A 17,025-nucleotide genomic window follows, 5' to 3' on the forward strand; every position below is an offset into this window, starting at 1 on the left:
CGTCCCGCCCCCCCCACTCTTCGGCGCTCGCGGGAAGCCCGATGGCCGTAAGCGTGTTGCCGAGCATGCCGCACGCGAAGAGGCTCTCGAAGTCCCACGACCTCAACGGCCCGGAGCTGAAGGGCATGCACGGGTTCACGGAGGACTACGCGGCCGTGCTGGGACGCCCGGTCACGTACGTTCCCCTCGGCATCCTCGACGGCACCCCACTCACGGGCACGCTCGAAGTGGCGGCTGATACGCGCCGCACGCTCCTGCTGCTCGGCGTAGAAGCGCAGAGCGAGATTGACCGCCTCCTTCTTGGTCCTGACCTTGGCCAGAGCCATGACCCGTTCCAGGGCGTCGTCATCGATGTCGATCTGCGTCACAGACATGTGGCACCTCCCGCACGATGTCACGTCCGAGCGTCGGATCTGCAGTCGCTACGGACACTCAACACGGCGGGATCACCGGGCCGCGGTTCACATCCACAAAGCGGACGTAGTTCCAGAGGTTCATTCGCGGCGGCGTGACGTGGCCTGAAACTGGCGGCCTGCTCGCGCTGCCGGCGCGCGAGGTGTTCTGTTCTCCTACTCGCTGAGCCTCCCTGAGGCAGAAAGGTCGTGGCTCGCCACCCGAGTCCAGGTGCCCGATGACCGACAAGATCGACTTCAAGAAGGACCTCGACGCCTACCGGGCGAGACGAGACCAGTTCCGGATCGTCGACGTGCCCGACATGCAGTACCTCATGATCGACGGCCACGGTGACCCGAACACCTCCCCCGCCTACACCGAAGCGGTCGAAGCGCTCTACCCGGTGGCCTACAGGTTGAAGTTCGCCAGCAAGCGAGACCTCGGACGCGACTACGTCGTCATGCCCTTGGAGGGGCTGTGGTGGGCCGAGGACATGGGCTCCTTCACGGTGTCGCGTGACAAGTCCCGGTGGGACTGGACGTTGATGATCGCGACTCCGGACTGGATCGACCAGCAGATGTTCGACGCCGCCGTCAAGCAGGCCGGAAGCAAAGATCACCCGGCGCGCCTGGGCGATATCCGCTTGGAGTCGCTGTCCGAGGGAGTCTGCGTGCAGACGCTGCACGTCGGCTCTTACGACGACGAGGCCGACGTTCTGGCACGGATGCACCACGAGTTCATTCCCGACAACGGTCTCCGCATGGTCGGCAAGCACCACGAGGTCTACCTGAGCGACCCCCGCAGAGTCGCCCCGGAGAAGCTGCGCACCATCCTCAGACAACCGGTCCGCACCACCACCGATCCGCACGAACAGGCCCGTCACGAGCCCGATGCGCGAGGAATCGAGCCCGCTCGGAGCGGCCATTCACCAGCCGGCGCGGCAGGACTCCGGCAACGTGACCACACGGATGATCCGCGGTAGCCCGACCAGGCGCACGCGCCAGCCCTTGGCCACGGCCTTCCAGCACTTGAAGTGCCCGATCACCCGCTCAGCCGGGGCGGCCGGCTCGTCCGCGGGCTTGCCCGGATCAAGGCCGCGGCGATGTTCCACTCCCGGTCCCGCTCGGAGCGTTCCTGTCCCGGACGCTTCTTGCGGGGCGGCGTCGGCGCGAGCCCGGTGTAGCCGGAGTCCCCGATCCAGTCGGCGGATTGGAGGACCTGCGCCCACCCGGTCCCGACCAGCGCGCCGACGTCGTGGCGGGCACCGGCCACAGGGTCCGAGACCGCGAGCAGGTGGCCGGTGACGCCGGCGGCGACCCGCACGTTCGGGCACCGCACGTGATGCTTGCCCGAATGGTTGGGCCGGCCCACGCACCGTCTGTCCCTGCACCCCTCCGCGGTCCGAATCACCGCTGTCACACACCTTGTTGGGGCGGCTTCGCGTCCATAGCATTTCCCGGCAAGAGGGATTTTTGAATCGTTTCAAGCACGGTCCGTTGTCCGAGGCGACACAGCGAGCGAGGAACGCGCATGGGCCAGTTCTGGAACCGCAGACTCTTCCTGAAACGCACGACGGCGGGCGCGGGCGCCGGGTTCACCGCGCTGTCCACCGGCCCGACGGCGACCGCCGGCACACCGGCGCGGGGCCCCCGGGACGACCGCGCCGGAGCACTCCGCGTCGAGCGCACCACCGTCGAGTACGCCGAGCAGCTCCTCGGTACCGACGTCGAACACCCCCGGCTCAGCTGGGAGTTGTCCGCTCCGGGGCACGGCGCCCGGCAGAGCGCCTACCAGGTCCAGGTGGCCCTCGCCCCCCTGACGTTCGCGGCCAGGCCGGTCTGGGACTCGGGGAAGGTGGCGTCCGACCGCAGCGTGGGCGTCCCCTACGAGGGGCCCGCGCTGCGGCCCCGTACCCGCTACCACTGGCGGGTACGGGTCTGGGACGGCGCCGGGCGGCCCTCCCGCTGGAGCGAGGTCCGCTGGTGGGAGACAACGTTGTCGGAAGCCGACTGGCAGGCCCGCTGGATCGGCGCCGACCCGTCCCCGCAGCCGCCCTCCCTCTCCGGTGCCTCGTGGATCTGGTCGCCGGGCACCACGTCCTCCGACGCCCCCGTGGGACCGTGCTGGTTCCGGGCGGGGCTGCGCCTGCCGGACGGCACACGGGTGCGGCGGGCCACCGTCGTCGCCACCGCCGACGACGACTTCACGCTCCATCTGGACGGCCGGCAGGTGCTGGACGCGCCGGAGCAGCAGGACGGCTGGCGCACCGGCCGTGCGGCCGATGTCACCGAGGTCACCGAGGAGGCCCGCGCCGCCGGCCGCCCGGTGGTGCTCACCGCCCGTGTCACCAACCGCCCCGGCGCCTCGGTGAACCCCGGCGGCCTGCTGGTCCGGCTGGTCGTGGAGACGGAGGGCGGGGGCCCGGACGAGGGCACGTACGAACTGGTCACGGGGGCCGACTGGCGCGTTACCGCGACCGAGCCCCAAGAAGGATGGCAGCGCCCGGAGTTCGACGACACGGCCTGGGATCGGGCCGCCGTACTCGCCCCGTACGGGCAGGGACCCTGGGGCAGCGGGGTGAGCGTCGCCGTGCCGGAGCAGCCGGCGCCGCTGCTGCGCCGCGCCTTCACCGTGCGGCGGCGGATCTCCCGGGCCCGCCTCTACCTCAGCGGACTCGCGTACTACGAGGCCGAGATCAATGGCCGCAGGGTCGGCCGGCAGGTGCTCGACCCCGGTTTCACGGACTACGACGAGACCGTGCTGTACGCCGTCCATGATGTGACGGAGCTGCTGCGGCGCGGCGAGAACGCCATCGGCGTCACCCTCGGCCGCGGCTTCTTCGGCATGACCACCCCCAACGTCTGGAACTGGCACCGCCCTCCGTGGCACGGCGAGCCCCGGCTGCTGGCCCAGCTGGAGATCGACCACCCGGACGGCTCCCGCACCACCGTCGCCTCGGACGGCGAGTGGCGGATCACCGAGGGGCCGACCCGGTCCAACTCCCTCTACGCGGGCGAGACGTACGACGCTCGCCGGGCCCCGCGCGACTGGACCCGTCCCAACTTCGACGACAGCGGCTGGCGGAAGGCGGGTGTGCAGCAGGCCCCCCGGGGCGCGCTCAGGGCGCAGCCGCACGATCCCATCGAGATCACCGAGACCGTACGGCCGAAGGAGATCTCCGAACTCCGCCCCGGGGTGTACGTGGTGGACATGGGCCGCACCATGGCGGGCTGGACCCGCCTCACCGTCCGAGGCGCCGAGGCGGGCACCGTCGTCCGCCTCGTGCACGGCGAGAAGCTGAAGGCCGACGGAAGTGTGCAGGCCGAGACCGGCCATGTCCCGGGCCGCTTCCAGACCGACGAATACATCTGCGCGGGCGGCGCGCGTGAGGTCTGGGAGCCGAAGTTCTCGTACAAGGGCTTCCGTTACGTGGAGGTCCACGGTCTGCCCGGGCGCCCGGCCCCGGAGGAGGTGCTGGGGCGGCTGGTGCACACCCGTGTCGAGGAGGTCAGTTCCTTCGCCTGCTCGGAGCCGTTCTACGAGTGGCTGGACGGTGCCATGCGCCGCACGGTCCTCAACAACCTGCACGGCATCCCGACCGACACCCCCATGTACGAGAAGAACGGCTGGACCGGCGACGCCCAGGTCGGCACGCCGGTGATGACCTATGCCTTCGGGGTACACCGCTTCCTGTCCAAGTGGCTGGGCGATCTGGCGGACAGCCAGAACGGCGCGGGGCAGATCCCGGTGATCGTGCCGAGCGGCGGCTGGGGCTACCAGGAACTGGCCCCCGCCCCGGAGTGGACGACCGTCCAGCCGTTCGTCGTCCGGGAGTTGTACCGGGCGTACGGGGACGAGCGCGTCGCCCGCGAGCACTGGGAGACGCTGACCCGGTACCTCGACTGGGAGCTGTCCCGGCTGCGGGACGGGCTGGCGGTCACGGCGCTCGGCGACTGGGTGGCGCCCGGCTACGAGATTCCCCCGGAGGACACCCGGCTGACCGCGACCGCGTACCTCCACCGGGCACTGCTGCACACCGCCGAGCTGGGCGAACTGCTGGGTGACGGCGCGGTCGTCAAGCGGTACCGGGAGGCGGCCGAGAACCTCAGGGCCGCGTTCAACGAGGCGTTCCTGAGCCCCGAGGGCCACTACCGCACGGCGAAGGACCCCGGGTACCGGCAGACGTCCAACGCGATTCCGCTCGCCTTCGGCCTGGTACCGGCCGGCGCCCGCACCTCCGTGCTGGACAGCCTGGTGGCGGACATCGAGGCGCGCGGCAACCATCTGAACACCGGCTGCCTGGGCACGAGCGTGCTGCTCAAGGTGCTGTGCGCCCACGGCCGCCCGGACGTGGCACACGCCGTCGCGACCCAGCGCGCCTATCCGAGCTGGGGTTACTGGCACGCCAACGGCGCCGACACCATGTGGGAGATGTGGCCGCTGGACTCCCGCTCCCGCGACCACTACTTCCTGGGCACGGTCGCGCAGTGGCTGTACGAGAACGTGGCCGGGCTGCGCCCCGGGGACGCCGGCTACCGCACCTTCTCGGTGCGCCCCGACGCCCGCACGGGAGTGAACTGGGCCCGTACGTCGATCCGTACGGTGCGCGGAGAGGCCGCCGTGTCCTGGTCGCGGCTGGACCGGGAGCTGCGGCTGTCGGTGCGGGTGCCGGTGGGCTCGACGGCCGAGGTGCATGTACCGGGAAGGGCACGCGACCGGGTGGCCGCGCCGAAGGGCGCGGAGTTCCTGCGCAGCGACCCCGCGTTCGTCGTCTTCCGTGTCGGGCACGGGGAGTGGACTTTCACCGGCCCGGCGTGACCGACCCGACGGCACCCCCGGACGGTGCGCGCTTCCGAGTCGTCGCGGGCGAGAGCCTCGGCGGCGCGTCACCGGGCGCAGCAGGTGAACGGGCGCGGCCCGACCGCGCGCGCCCGTTCCCGGTTCGGCGTTGTTCGGCGTTACCGCGACGACGAGTCGAACCGCAGCAGCTGGACCTCGGCGAGGTTGGTGTTGCCGCCGTGCCCGTCGTAGACCCGCAGCATCGGGATCACCGTGCGCTGAGGAAGCTTGAACGTGTACCACTGCTCGTCACTGGTCACGCCCGAGATGGTCAGGAAGGTCGTCCAGGTGTTCCCGCCGTCGGTGGAGCCCTGCAGCACCGTCCCGTTGGCCCGGTTCGCGAACTTGGCGCGGGGGCGGATCATCACCGCGTCGAGCGCCGGCGAGGAGCCGTCGGTCGGCTTGACGGTCACCCAGCCGTTGGCGGTGGTGGTGTCGGTGTACGTGGCGATGTCGCCGTCGAACATCCGCCACCCGTTGGCTGCCGGGGTACCGGTCCCCGGCCACTGCGGGGTGGACGCGTCGACCCAGGCCGGGTCGATGGGGACGGGCACCATGTGGGTGTTCCACAGCTGCAGCGACGACCCGTCGGTCGTCTGGAAGACCGTCGAGCCGAGTTCGCCGTCGGCCGTCGTGTAGTCGGCCGTGAAGCGCAGTGCGCGGGCGAAGTCCACGTCCTCCGGCAGCACCACCGTGGCGCGCCAGTGCTCACTGTCGGTGCTGGTGACCGCCGCGTCGATGCCCTCGATGCGCACGTCCACATCGGCCAGCGACCGCGTGGCCACCAGGTCCAGCGTCACCTTGTCGCCGTTGACGGCCCGCCCCGGGTCGGAGTTGCCGGACGAGAGGGTCGCCGACTTGACGGCCTGCGCCGTTTCGATCCGGGAACCGTGGATCCGGAACTCGCTGAAGGAGGAGATCCCGGGGTAGCTCGGGTCGGTGGGCACGCCCGGGTCGTCGACCTGGACCTTGAGGAACCGGAACGACCTGTCCTGGACCTCGGACAGGACCGGGATGGTCTCCATCCGGAAGTCCGGGGTGGTGTTCGTGGTCTCCCGGGAGGTCAGCAGGGTCCAGGTGTCACCGTCGTTCGATCCGTAGACGTTGGTGCCCTCGGAGCGGTTGCCGAAGTTGTACCGGGCCTGCAGGCCGAAGGCGTCGGCCCGCACCCGGAACCCGGCCCCGAAGTCCAGCGTGAACGGAGCCCTCAGGTCGCCGGAGAAGGTGTTGATGTCACTGTCGACCATGTTCCACACGTTCGTGGCGGACAGGGACGAGGTGACCAGCGGCGCGTGGTTCAACGAGCCGTCGGCGAGCTTCGGGTTGAGCGGTCGCAGCGCCGCCACCGCGTCCTGCACGGTGACCAGCCCGTCCAGGAAGGTGCTGTCATCGGCCGTGTCGATCGTGGCCTTGACGGAGGACACCGCGTCCTTGAACGCCTGGAGGGTCGCGCGGACGTACGTCACCCCGGGGTCGAACCCGGCCCGTGCCGCGGTGAGCGCGCCCGCCCGGTCCGACGCGACCACCAGGTCGAGATCCAGGACGGTGTCGACCTTGCCGTCGGAGGCGACGACGGAAGCGTGGACGTCACCCCTCCGGGAGCTCGTGGGTGACCAGCTGAACGCTCCGGTGGTGCTGTCGACCGCGGCCCCCTCGGGAAGACCGGAAGCCTCGTACGTGAGGGCCTCACCGCCCGGGTCGGTCGCGGCGAGCGACCGCTCGAGCGGCGCGCCGGCCACCCCGATCAGTGTGGTCCGCTGCCCCTGCGCGAAGGACGGCGGGCTGAGCTGGGTCCTGGCCTGGAGGTTGACGCTGTCGATGTCGACGTTCACGTCCGAGTCGCCTACGGCCGTGTAGTACGCCAGGTTGTCGCCCGCGGTGCTTCCGTGCAGGATGGCGCGGTCCATGTCGTACGTGACGTAACGCCACTCTCCGTGGGTGTCGGGCAGGCTCACGGTGTGGTACGGCTCCAGCGACATGTCCTTGCGGATCTCGAGGGTCGCCGGGCCGTTGGTGCGGATCAGCACTCCCACTGGGCTGTATCCGTCACGGCTGTCGTACATCAGGGTGCGGACCGCGATGGTGGCGCCCTTCTTCGACGCCCGCATCCGGACGATGTCGTGTCCGTCCTCCTCGCGGACCTCGGAGCGGCCGTCGAGGGGGATGCTGCGACGCGCCACCCGCACCAGGGGGTCGGTCTGCTCGGGACGGGTCTGCCCGGCCACCTTCTCGGGCAGCGAGAGCCAGTAGTCCGGGTTGTAGTCGGGATTGCTGTTCCAGAAGTTGTACGCCCCCGTTCCCCAGAAGAACTCGGGGCCGTCGGCCTGCTCCTTCATCTTCGCCAGGTTGGGGGCCTCTTCCTTGACGTCGACCCCGAACTCGTACCGGTAGATGTTGTAGAGCTCGTCGATCGGTTGGAACACGCGTCCCCGGTAGGCCTCGGAGAGCTTGCCGGGACCGCCTGTGGTGTCGATCCACGGGACCGTCTTGCCCATCATGTACGCGTACCAGGCGTCCGCTCCCTCGAGGAGCCGGTCGTCGCCGAACCGGAACGGGGACACGGCGTCCGGCTCGGTGGACACGGTGCCGGCCACCGGGTCCAGCCGGGTGTCCTGGACCGTGAGCATGCGGGAGATCTCCGTCGCGATGGCGATGCCGTCCCACGCGTGAGCCTGGTCGCGGCCCATCTCCTGGTGCTGCACGAACGCGTGGCCGTAGGGGTTCAGCGGGTCGTCCGCGCCGATCTCGCGGAGCAGGGAGTTCAGGGCCCCGTTGGTGTGGCGGTTGGGGTTGGTCTTGTTGACCGAGAACCACTCGACGGCCTGCTCGTAGCCGGCGCGGTCGTCGGTGAAGATGTAGCCGGCCAGCTCACCGACGATCGGGTACAACTGCTGGTTCATGAAGAAGGTGTTGCCGTGGAGCAGGGTCTCGATGACGGGCGTCACGAGGTTCCTGGTCAGGTTCGCGGTGTCCGCGTCGGTCCAGGTGGTGTCGTAACCGTCGGAGCCGGGGTTGACGCTGGAGTAGCGGAGGATCTCGGCCGCGGCGAGCATGCGCATCAACGGGACTCCGGCGTGGATGTGGTCGTCCGGATAGGGCGCGACCTTCGCGGGGTCCATGTGGGACCAGGTCCGGATGATGTGCATGCCGTTCGCGCGGTGGACGGGGTCACCCGTGATGAAGTACTCGATCGCCTGGGTGTAGGCACCGAAGGCGTCCTGGATGAACCTGGACTGGATGCCCTGCGAGTTGAACGCGTCCGACTTCGGGGTGTCCACCCCCGACCCGCCGTTGACGGGGACGAGGGTGCGCGACGCGTACTTGGTGCCGTGCATCGCCGCGTAGTACGAGGCCCACGGCTCCACACCGTCGAGCACCTGCCGACGGGCCAGCCGCAGGTTCGACGCGCTCACGGCGATACCGGGGTGGACGAACCCGTCGCTGCTGGTGACCTGCTTCAGCGTGACGGTGGGGAAGGCGCCGGCCGCCGGATCGGAGGTCGTCGCCCCCTCCGCCGCGGACGCCGGAACGAACGCCGCGAGCAGAGCACACACCACGGTGGCCATCGCCCACCACCGCGTCTGTCTGACCCTCGTCCCTGATCCTTGCCGCATACGGCTCTCCCTTGGGTGTGGTGTCTGCCGGCCCGAGTCCGGACGCCGGTGGTCGTGGGCATGCGGTCGGCCGATCGAGAACGAACGCGTGGAGTGAGGACTGGTCGACCGTCTTCGGGCGAGGCACCCGAGGGAGTCCGGTGGTCGGGCTCATGTGAGGGCACGGAGGAGCAGTCGGCGGACGAGGTACCGCCGGCGAGGTCCTGGGTGGTTCACCGGGAGCCGGAAGGCGCCGCGAAGAACGCAGGGCTCCTGGTGGTGCCGGACAGCCGCCGCACCAGCCGCCCTGCGGGCCTCCCGGTCGACGTTCCCGTGGCGGAGGCCGGGCCGCTCGTCCGGCCGCAGCGGAGTACGCGTCGGAGGAGGCCATGCGCCGCCACCGCACCCCCTTCGCGTCGGCGAGTGCGCCGATCTGGGCGACGGTGGCGATGCGCCGCCCGGCCGCCTCGTACCGCGCCGCACGACACCGCCTTCGTACGGTCACGATCGTCGTCCTGCGCACTCGGCCGGGGAGCACGGCGCCGCACCGCAGTCGCGCGGTCGGCCCGGCGTCCCTTTCGGAAGACGCCGGGGCCGACCGCCGGCGGTCACAGGGCTGCGGCCTCCTCGGTGGTGAGGAAGCGGAGGTTCTTGACGTAGTCGTTGGCCAGCATGGGCACGCCGTCCGAGGCCAGGTACCACCTCGGCTTGCCCGTGCTGTCGGCGATCACCCTGCCGTTGACGCGGAGGTTCTCGAACGTGACGTCCTTGATGCCGCGCTCCTCGGACAGGCCCAGCAGCACCGACAGGTCGGCGTTCTTGCCGTTGTAGGTGAGGTCCTTGATGTAGACGGACTCGATGCCGCGGCCGGGCGCCGCGTTCCACTTCGGGTTGTTCATGATGTGCATGTGGATGAGCCGGCCCCAGCGGAAGTCCTCCACACGGATGTCGTCGAACCTGACGTCCCGGACGAGGTTGTGGTCTCCGACCATGAACGCGATGGCGCCCTGGTAGGTCACCTGCGGTTCGCGGTGGTCGAGGATGTCGATGTTCTCGAAGTTGAGGTTCTCCAGCATCTCGGCCGCGTCGGGGTCCGGGTTGCCATGGATGCCTATGTTGATCGGGTGGGCGACGTCGGCCCAGAGGCCGCAGTTCCTGACGGTGATGTTGCGGGTGTCGCCGTAGAAGTCCCAGCGGTGCGTGTAGAGGGCGACGCAGTCGTCGGACGTACGCAGGAAGCAGCCGTCGATCGTGACGTTCTCGGAGCAGTAGAGCTGGATGCCGTCGCCCCAGCCCTGATGGCTGAAGGCGCGCAGGTTCTTGATGGTGAGGTTCCGGCACTCGGCGACCCGCACGTTCTCGTACCGGGGGTTGAGGATCGTGACACCGTCGATCGTGACGTTCTCGCACTTGCGGACGAAGAGCGCGCCGACGGGGGAGTTGTAGAGCACGCCACGGCCGACGAGCCGGGAGTTCTCCACGTTCTCGAAGACGACCTGGGAGGTGAGGACGGCGCCGGCGGCCAGGTAGACGGTGGTGCCGTCGGGCACCTTCAGCGTCCGGTCGGGGTGGGTGTGCAGGCCGGGCCCGAAGTACATGACCTTCTTGTCGCCCTCGGCGGGCGGGTCCTGCTCGATCGGGTTCGCGAGCAGGTGCAGGCAGTCGAAGATCTTGTCGTCGGCCTGGACGACGAGGTTGCGGGGCCGGTCCAGGGTGAAGCGCGCGGTGCTGCCGAGCACCTCGGGCTTGATGCCGTACGAGTCCGGGCGGACCCGGAACTTCTCGATGCCGCCCGGGTTGTAGGTGACCTCGACCTCGACGGTGCCGGAGAAGTCGAACATGGCAACGGAGGAGTTCTGGGCCTTGTTGCTGCCGGTGGTGGGGTCGATCAGCGCGAGCTTGGCCAGGTAGACGTCGAGTCTCTTCCAGGAGCCGCCGAGCGGCCGGACCTTGACGGTGAAGGAGTTGTTGAGAGGCACCTGCGGAAGGGTCGGATGGGTGACAACGATGTCCTCGGTGGGTCCGAGCTCCTCCGCCGAGGCAGCGGCGGCCTGTGCGGCGCCCGCGACACTGCCGGCCAAGCCGACGACAGCGAGGGCGCCGGCGGCCTGGAGTGTGCTTCGCCGGGACAGGGACGAGCTCATGGTGACTCCTTGACGGAACGTGGGCGGGTGGCCGTCTGCGGCCGGACGACCGCCGGAGCGGGCAGGCGAAACACCCGTCCTTCGAGCAGATGTGGCCCAAGCAGAGGTGGCTCATCGGGTGGGATGAGCTTGAGGCCCACACAAAAAACGTGTCAACGCCAGCACAGTTTTTCGAAAGTTCCCGTGCCCGGCGCGCTCGGCACCGACCGCCGCGGTGAGGGCCGCGGTCGTCGGGGTGGTCGGACGACTCCCCGTCCCGTGATCGTGGTGGGGAGTGATCCCCGGTCTGCGGCCAACCGGGCCGCACTGTGCAGTCAAGTGTGGGGCCGGCCCGGTGGATACGTGCGCACACCCTTTACGGCATTGACATGTACGGGTAATCTCCGGCGCGCCGCTTGCAAGGAGTTGCTAAAAATTTCAGAAAGGCGATGCAGTGCAGGCGTCGGCGATGGGCTTGAGACGGGTCGAGGCCCCTCGGCGCCCGTCCCCTCGGCGCCCGTCCCCACGGCACCCTCCCCTCCGCACCCTGGAGCCGCTCATGAGACACCGCCGTTCTCTCGCCCGCCCCTGGGCGGCCGGAGCCCTCGCCGCAGCGACACTCGTCCTGCCGGTCACCGCCCCCACCCAGCCCGCGGCCGCCGCCGACTCGGCGTCCGCAACCGTCTTCTACTACACGAAGACGAAGAACTGGTCCGACCACTACCTCCACTACGCCCCCGACGGCGGATCGTGGACCACCGTCCCCGGCAGGCGCATGGAAGCCGCGTGCACGGACTGGGTGAAGCTGACCGTCGACCTGGGCTCCGCCGCCGGGCTCCAGGCCACCTTCAACAACGGAAACGGGGTCTGGGACAACAACGGCGGCCGGAACTACGCCCTGGGCACCGGGAACATCACCGTCAAGGACGGCGTGGTGGCGCACAGCGACCCGTGCGCCGACACGGGAGAGGGGTCCGGCAACGAGGCGACCGTCTACTACTCGACCCAGACCCTCGGCTGGACCACCGCGAACTTCCACTACGCCCCCGCCGGCGGTTCCTGGACCGCCGTGCCCGGCGTGGGCATGGAGGCCGCCTGCGCCGGCTGGTGGAAGAAGACGGTCGACATCGGTTCCGCCACCTCGCTGAAGGCCGCCTTCAACAACGGAAACGGAGTCTGGGACAACAACAACGGCGCGGACTACACCATCGCGTCCGGCACGAGCACGGTGCATGACAGGACCGTCACCGCGAACGCGAAGGACCCGTGCGCCGCCGAGGAACCCGACACCGAGGCGCCGAGCGTCCCGGCAGGCGTACGGGCGAGCGCGACGAACACCTCGGTGGTGGTTTCCTGGGACGCCGCCACCGACAACACCGGTGTGACCAAGTACCAGGTCACCCGCACCGGCGGCACCAAGGGCACCACGGTCGTCGACGTCACCTCCACTGTCTGGTCCGACACCGGTCTGGAGGAGGACACCGCCTACAGCTACACGGTGAAGGCCGTGGACGCGGCCGGTAACACCTCCGCCGCCTCCGCCGCGGCCACGGCGACCACCGGGAAGAAACCGGCCACGCCCGCCTCCGGCACCCCGCTGGGCACCGACCCGCGCAAGGACCCGATCTACTTCGTCATGACCGCCCGCTTCCACGACGGCGACACGTCGAACAACCGCGGCGGCAGCCAGCACACCAAGTCCGGCAACGCGGCGAACAACGACCCCATGTTCCGCGGCGACTTCAAGGGCCTGGTCGAACGGCTCGACTACATCAAGGCACTCGGCTTCTCGGCGGTCTGGATCACGCCGGTCGTCCTCAACCGCTCGGACTACGACCACCACGGTTACCACGGCTACGACTTCTACAAGGTCGACGCCCGACTGGAGTCGACCGGCGCCTCCTACCAGGACCTGATCAACGCGGCCCACGCCAAGGGCATGAAGATCTACCAGGACGTCGTCTACAACCACAGCTCCCGCTGGGGCGCCAAGGGCCTGTTCACCCCGACCGTGTACGGCGTCCGGGACAGCCAGTGGAGCTGGTACTACGACGAGAAGAACGAGGGCTTCGAGTACGACGGCCTCACCGTCGAGACCAAGTCCGGCAAGTCGTACTACAACGGCGACCTGTGGTCCACGGCCGCACCCACCGGCAACACCTGCCTCAACTGGGGCGTACCCACCGGCGGAAAGAGCGCCGAGGGCTACACCCTCTACAACTGCCAGTGGCCCAGCCCCACTTCGGGCATGTTCCCCAAGGCCTACTACCACCAGTGCTGGATCGGCAACTGGGAGGGCGAGGACGCCCGTTCCTGCTGGCTGCACGAGGACCTGGCCGATTTCAACACCGAGAACACCCAGGTGCAGAACTACCTGATCGGGGCGTACGACAAGTACATCGACATGGGCGTCGACGGCTTCCGCGTCGACACGGCCGTCCACATCCCGCGGGTCACCTGGAACCGCCGTTTCCTGCCCGCGATCCAGGAACGCGTCACCCAGCGGTTCGGCGCCGAGGCGGCACGGAACTTCTTCGTCTTCGGCGAGGTCGCCGCGTTCGTCAACGACAAGTGGAACCGCGGCTCGGTCAACCATTCCGCGCAGTTCTACACATGGAAGGAACGCAAGGAGTACAGCGCCGACGACGAGACGGCCGCAATCGAGCAGTTCACCTACGAGAACAACCTCGGCACGGGCAACCAGCCGACGTCCACCAACGCGTTCCTCGAAGGCAACGCGTACCACACCCCGGACCACAGCAAGTTCTCCGGGATGAACATCATCGACATGCGCATGCACATGAACTTCAGTGACGCGCAGAACGCCTTCGGCAACGGCAAGGACTCCGACGACAGCGTCAACGACGCCACCTACAACGTCGTCTACGTCGACAGCCACGACTATGGCCCCAACAAGTCGAGCACCCGCTACAGCGGTGGCACCGACGCCTGGGCCGAGAACATGTCGCTGATGTGGACCTTCCGCGGCATCCCGACCCTCTACTACGGCTCGGAGATCGAGTTCCAGAAGGGACAGCGGATCGACTGCGGCCCGACCTGCCCGCTCGCCACGACCGGACGCGCCTACTACGGCGACCACCTCGCCGGCTCGGTCACGGCGTCCGACTTCGGCACGGTCGCGTCCGCCAACGGCCAGGTCGCCACCACGCTCGCCCAGCCCCTGGTGAAGCACCTGCAACGGCTGAACCAGATCCGCCGGGCGGTCCCGGCCCTCCAGATGGGCCAGTACTCCACGGAGGGCATCTCGGGCGGCATGGCCTTCAAGCGGCGCTACACCAGCGGCGGCACCGACAGCTTCGCGCTCGTCGCCGTAACCGACGCGGCGACGTACTCGGGCATCCCGAACGGCACCTACCGCGACGCCGTGACCGGTGACGTGAAGACCGTCTCGAACGGCTCCCTGAGCGTCGCGGCGCCGGGCAAGGGCAACCTGCGCGTCTACGTCCTCGACGGCCCCGGAAAGATCGGGACGGACGGCCCTTACCTGAAGTAACACCTCCCCCATGGGAAGCGGGAGACGTCGCGCCCGCGCCGAGCACGGAGACCGGGCTGGGCCATGTGCCCCGCCCGGCCCCACGCACGAACACAGCCGTGACGGACGCCCCGCCCTGACCCGGCGGCGGGCCCTGCGCGTGCCCTCGGTCGATGATCTGGTTGCGGGTTCCAGCAGCGGCAGTCCGGCCGCTGCTCGCCGAGTTGTCCGGGAACTCCCCCGGGATTGTCCGTGATCTGTAACGGACGCATCCCGGGGCCGCCGCCCCTCGTCCTGCCAGGTGGTCGCAAGGTGACCGAGGATCGGCGAGGAACTGCGCGAGAGCGGGGCGGACATGGCACGGCACGGCGGTGGGCGGGGCTGGTACGGCAAGGTGGTCGGGGCGGCGCTCGGGGTGACGCTGCTCGCCGCCGGTGCCTCGGTGTGGACCGCGCAGGCCGGTGCCGCGGGCGGCTCGTCGCCGAAGGCGACCGCGTCGGCCACGCCGGGCAGTGAGGTCAAGCCGGTCTCGGTGACCATCGCGCACGCCTCGGACAAGGGGCCGCGCGGCGTCAACATCACCATCGATGACGGCCCCGACCCTGTATGGACCCCTCAAGTGCTCGACGTGCTGCGGGAGTACGGGGTGAAGGCCACGTTCTGCGTGACGGGGACGCAGGCGCAGGCCCACCCGGAGCTCGTGAAGAAGGTGGTCGCGGCCGGGCATCGGCTGTGCGACCACTCGGTGTCGCACGACACCACCATGGACAAGAAGTCCCAGGCCTACCAGTCGCAGCAGATACTCGACGCCGAACGCATGATCACCAAGGCGTCCGGGGGCGTACGGCCGATGTACTACCGGGCGCCCGGCGGGGCCTTCACCCCCTACAGCCGCAAGCTGGCCGCCTCCCGGGGCATGCGCCCGCTGGGCTGGAACGTGGACACCAAGGACTTCGAGCAGCCGGGCGCGGACGCCATCGTCGCCACCGTCGAACGGGAGCTGCCCAACGGGCCGACGCTCCTCTTCCACGACGCGGGAGGCGACCGCGCCCAGACCGTCGAGGCACTGCGCCGGGTCCTCCCCTGGCTCAAGGAGCAGGGTTACTCCTTCGGCTTCCCGGTGCGCTGAGCCGGGCATCCCGGGGGCGGAGTCCGGCTACGCGGCCGACCCGAAGTCCTGGGTCCAGTAGTAGCCCGGCTGTGCCAGGCCGATACCGATCTCCTTGAAGCCGCAGTTGAGAATATTGGCCTTGTGGCCGGGGCTGTTCATCCAGCCGTCCATGACGCTCTCGGGAGTGTTGTACCCATAGGCGACGTTCTCGCCCGCCGACCTGAACTTGTACCCGACACGGGAGAGCCGGTCGCTCATGGATGAGCCGTCGGAACCGGTGTGGGACATGTTCTTGTGATCGGCCATGTCCTGGCTGTGGTCCTGAGCGGCCTTGGTGAGCTTGGCGTTCTCGGTCAGCGGGGCGCAACCTGCCTTTTCGCGTTCGGCGTTGACCAGGACCAGCACACGATCCGTGGGACCGGAATCCGCACCGCCGGCGGAAGCGCTGGGAGTACTGCTGGAGCTCTTGGCCTTCGGAGGGCTCGAGGGCGAGGTGGCCTTGTCGGGCGTGTCGGCGGCAGGCGTAGCGGTCGGACTGCTGGACGCCGAAGGTGACGCGCTCGGGGTGACGCTGGAGCGGGAGGGGCTCGGGGTGCCGGACGGAGCGGCAGTGGCAGAGGTGCCCGAGGCGGAGGCGGACGCGACAGGCGGTCGCGAGGGCTTCGCATCCGCTACTGGATCCGATTTTCCCCATCCCCACCAGGAGAACGAGATAATGCTCCAGCCTCCCAGCCCGTTACCGCTCGCCTGGGCTGCCGCAGGAATACCCACGGCGCCCACAGCCACCACTATGGCTGCGGCACCGGCTATTTTCCGGCGTTTGGATTTCTGGCGGTGCTTGGTCATACATGGCCTCATTCAGTGGTCCGGTATTCGGCAGCAAAGCGGTGCCCCCTCGGCCCTGGCGAGCCCGGTCATTATGGGGATCGCCCAGCACGCCGGGCAACGAACACCCGTACCGCTGCCAAGGGTTGACTCCGGGGCTTCCCCGCGAGGCGAGGGCCCGCGGATCCCTTCGCCTTCACACGCTCTTGGACAGCCGCACACACTTGTGACCAGGCCGAAAGCGCTCTCTCGCGGCCGCGATCACCGACCTGAAGGATAAGTTGAATTACCCCCAGTAGCGGCAATCTCCCGATTGAGGTTCAAAAGAACACAGTTGTCGCCATCGACAATCAGTCAATCGAGGCCATCGAGCACAATTCCGGCGTGACGCACATCACTTCACTTCGAGGTGTGAGAAATCGTGTGGCCCCTGTGAGCGGAACTGACGGCAACCTGATGGCCGTGGGTGGCGACTAGGGGGAGGGAGTTCGGGGACGTCCGTACCGGACTCGTGCCCGAGGCATCTTCACTACACCTTCCAGGAGTCACCCATGAGCTCGCCCTGGGCGGTGAGGCCCTTGAGGCGGTCCCGGACCGCAACCCCCGAGGGGCCGGGCACCACGAACGGCGCCGCCACCTCCCGCAACC

The 17,025-nt window shown here is 69.1% G+C and carries 9 protein-coding genes; 4 read left to right on the forward strand and 5 right to left on the reverse strand.

The window, feature by feature from the left end:
* Positions 1–368 (reverse strand): type II toxin-antitoxin system VapB family antitoxin (locus tag FNH04_RS49445; RefSeq protein ID WP_407704127.1); only part of this gene is annotated, 368 nt, incomplete at its 3' end.
* A gap of 263 nt (positions 369–631) precedes the next feature.
* On the opposite strand from FNH04_RS49445, the gene FNH04_RS22680 reads away from it, so the two are divergent.
* Positions 632–1,375: a GyrI-like domain-containing protein gene (locus FNH04_RS22680; RefSeq protein ID WP_152787078.1), complete on the forward strand. Its 744-nt coding sequence runs from the start codon at positions 632–634 to the stop codon at positions 1,373–1,375.
* A gap of 59 nt (positions 1,376–1,434) precedes the next feature.
* On the opposite strand, the gene FNH04_RS22685 is transcribed toward FNH04_RS22680, so the two are convergent.
* On the reverse strand, positions 1,435–1,716 hold the full coding sequence (locus tag FNH04_RS22685) for a hypothetical protein (protein WP_152787080.1): 282 nt from the start codon (positions 1,714–1,716) through the stop codon (positions 1,435–1,437).
* A 207-nt stretch (positions 1,717–1,923) separates the two neighbouring features.
* Here FNH04_RS22685 and FNH04_RS22690 point away from each other — a divergent pair, with 207 nt between their 5' ends.
* Positions 1,924–5,211 (forward strand): family 78 glycoside hydrolase catalytic domain, encoded by a 3,288-nt coding sequence (locus tag FNH04_RS22690; RefSeq protein ID WP_152787082.1) that lies wholly within the window; start codon positions 1,924–1,926, stop codon positions 5,209–5,211.
* Positions 5,212–5,351: 140 nt separating this feature from the next.
* On the opposite strand, the gene FNH04_RS22695 is transcribed toward FNH04_RS22690, so the two are convergent.
* Both FNH04_RS22695 and FNH04_RS22700 read right to left on the reverse strand, forming a co-directional pair.
* Complete coding sequence (locus FNH04_RS22695; RefSeq protein ID WP_152787084.1) at positions 5,352–8,798, reverse strand: putative Ig domain-containing protein; 3,447 nt, start codon at positions 8,796–8,798, stop codon at positions 5,352–5,354.
* Positions 8,799–9,433: 635 nt separating this feature from the next.
* Complete coding sequence (locus FNH04_RS22700; RefSeq protein WP_152787086.1) at positions 9,434–10,969, reverse strand: glycosyl hydrolase family 28 protein; 1,536 nt, start codon at positions 10,967–10,969, stop codon at positions 9,434–9,436.
* A 538-nt stretch (positions 10,970–11,507) separates the two neighbouring features.
* Between FNH04_RS22700 and FNH04_RS22705 the strand changes: the two genes are divergently transcribed.
* Both FNH04_RS22705 and FNH04_RS22710 read left to right on the forward strand, forming a co-directional pair.
* Positions 11,508–14,462: a carbohydrate binding domain-containing protein gene (locus FNH04_RS22705; RefSeq protein WP_152787088.1), complete on the forward strand. Its 2,955-nt coding sequence runs from the start codon at positions 11,508–11,510 to the stop codon at positions 14,460–14,462.
* Positions 14,463–14,796: 334 nt separating this feature from the next.
* Complete coding sequence (locus FNH04_RS22710) at positions 14,797–15,570, forward strand: polysaccharide deacetylase family protein (RefSeq protein ID WP_152787090.1); 774 nt, start codon at positions 14,797–14,799, stop codon at positions 15,568–15,570.
* A gap of 27 nt (positions 15,571–15,597) precedes the next feature.
* Here the strand turns inward: FNH04_RS22710 and FNH04_RS49085 are convergent, their stop codons facing one another.
* On the reverse strand, positions 15,598–15,957 hold the full coding sequence (locus FNH04_RS49085) for a CAP domain-containing protein (RefSeq protein WP_322723560.1): 360 nt from the start codon (positions 15,955–15,957) through the stop codon (positions 15,598–15,600).
* Positions 15,958–17,025 lie beyond the last annotated feature (1,068 nt).

This window comes from Streptomyces phyllanthi (genome assembly GCF_009377205.1).
Taxonomy (GTDB): Bacteria; Actinomycetota; Actinomycetes; order Streptomycetales; family Streptomycetaceae; genus Streptomyces; species Streptomyces phyllanthi.